Genomic DNA, 1,481 nt, shown 5'->3' with positions numbered 1-1,481 from the left:
CAATACTGTTCGGTTAGGTGAAATTGACTGAATCCGCCACCGGCCTCAAGTCCGGCGTTGCATCGATCTTACGCCGCCTCGGGTAATTGTGGTCATGCGAAGGGTAGGGTGAGTTTCGTCGCTTGACCTGCCTGGGTACGCGCTGCCCTATGGTGCGCACCGCCTGAAATCGTTTGGTGTACGCGAGGATTTCACGGAATGCCTGCTGGCGACGTCTAGGCCGCCGAGGGGGAAAAATCCCCTGAGCGAGGCTGTGTACGACGCAACAGATGCAGATGACGGGTAAAGGACAGGGTGTCGTGTGCCACCTTGTGTTCCAGTGCGGTCTGATGCACCAACCAGCGCACAGCGTAGTGTGCCAGTACCCAGCCGTAGAATTCCTGGCGTACTAGTTCCGGGGTCTTGGAGCGCAATACGCGTCGGCTCTGTTGTTGATGGGTCTTGAGTTCATCGAATACCGACTCAATCTCCCAGCGGGTGTGATACAGCGCCGTCAGTTCTTCGGCGGGGTCTTCTTTGGGGTTGAGCAGAGAAGTGAGCATGCGATAGCGCTCAGGCTTGCCTTCTGGATTGGTGATCTCATATTCGATCACGCGAACCTCGATGGCCTCTGCCGCATTTTTACGGCTCTTGCGCGGATAAATACGGCTCAGATATGAACCGTCATCAAGTTCTTTCTCGACGGGCAGTATCCGGTTGTTGGCACAGCGCCAGAGCAGATCTGCGCCGGTTGCACGAGCCTGTTTCCAGTACGAATAGGCATCAAAGCCACGGTCCGCCAGACACAGCATGCCCGGGCCCAGCGAGTCCAGTAGCGGCACGCAAACATCCCACTCTGTGGCGTGGTAAGGGCCAATATGAGCATTCAGAATCGCATGGGTACCACATTCCACCAGCACGGCGCATTGCGCCTGAGGATAGTTGGCCTGCCCCGTGCGGCTGCCCGGATATCCAAAAGTTTCGACATTGTCGACTTCATCAGGGACGTCGAAGTTACTGCCATCAATGGCCACCACGCGGTGTTTGCCAAAGAACGCCTGCGGATGTTTGCGCGCCTGAGCCAATGGCACACAAGCCTGATGCATCAGTTCGCGCAAAGGCTCGGCGCCGAGTTTGCTGCGCAACTCGCTGATCGAGGACTTGGCAACCGGGGTAGGCTGGGTACGTCCCTGACTCCACGCAAAGCCCTCAGCCAGCACGGCAAACACCTCTTCGTACGCCGCCTCAGGATAGAGGCTCAGGGCCATGCAGTAATACACCCCGACCAAGGCCGGAAAGCTGCGCACGCGACGGCTGTTACGGCCCTGCGCATCAAGGATCTGGTTGATCTGATCGGCGGGAAAAACCCGTGCCAGAAGCGTTGCGCTCAGGTAGTCGCTGAGCCGCGCACCGGATCCCAGTACCGCTTTTGTTCGGGCCATGACAAAATCCTGGAAGAAGTCCAGGGATTATAACAGATTTGCGCTAACCGAACAGTATTG

1 protein-coding gene is annotated in these 1,481 nt (G+C 57.5%); it reads right to left on the bottom strand.

Translation table 11 applies throughout. The features are described 5' to 3' along the window. Positions 1–215: 215 nt before the first annotated feature. Positions 216–1,421, bottom strand: a complete 1,206-nt coding sequence (locus tag DFP86_RS19170; RefSeq protein ID WP_133684320.1) for an IS4 family transposase — start codon at positions 1,419–1,421, stop codon at positions 216–218. Positions 1,422–1,481 lie beyond the last annotated feature (60 nt).

Source organism: Paludibacterium purpuratum (assembly GCF_004363805.1).
Taxonomy (GTDB): Bacteria; Pseudomonadota; Gammaproteobacteria; order Burkholderiales; family Chromobacteriaceae; genus Paludibacterium; species Paludibacterium purpuratum.
The sequence above is the reverse complement of the archived record's forward strand: the minus strand, read 5'-3'. Positions and strand labels throughout refer to the sequence as shown.